At 33.7% G+C, this 489-nt stretch carries 1 protein-coding gene; it reads right to left on the reverse strand.

Features of this window, described 5'->3' with window-relative positions; genetic code table 11:
• Positions 1-127 precede the first annotated feature (127 nt).
• Positions 128-394 carry a type II toxin-antitoxin system RelE/ParE family toxin gene (locus ACYVTD_RS15575; RefSeq protein ID WP_461248609.1) on the reverse strand — a complete coding sequence of 89 codons (267 nt, stop codon included), beginning with the start codon at positions 392-394 and terminating at the stop codon, positions 128-130.
• Positions 395-489: the final 95 nt, after the last annotated feature.

The raw sequence follows: 489 nt of genomic DNA on the forward strand, positions 1-489 counted from the left end.
ACTTGTAAATTCTGTAAAGGAAAATATTTTTACTTTTGTGTTTCTCTTTTGATCGGTAGTATTTTATTATACAAAAGATTTTATGAGGCGATTGTTATGCGACACTTGCGTAAAATTGTATAAAAACTTAAAGATAATCTGAATGGGTTCCTGTGTAGGCAAAGGATATTTTATTTTCTTCGATCTGATAGATCAAAATCCAATTGCTCTCTATATGGCAGTCCCAAAATCCTTCAAAATTTCCATGAAGTTTATGTTCTCGACAACTTTCCGGCAATGGTTCTTCCCAAATAAGAAGCGTCATTATCTCATAAATTTTGTCCATGTCTTTATGGCGTTTTTCCAGCAGTTTGATGTCTTTTTTGAATTGATTGGTAAAAGTAAAATCCAGCAACAGTTAAACGCCCAAGTCCTTTCTAGCTTCTTCAATAGATTTGTACCATTTTGCAGGAATATCGCCACGCATTATAGCCTTGCTTTCTTCCATAG

The organism is Treponema sp. R6D11 (assembly GCF_054786075.1).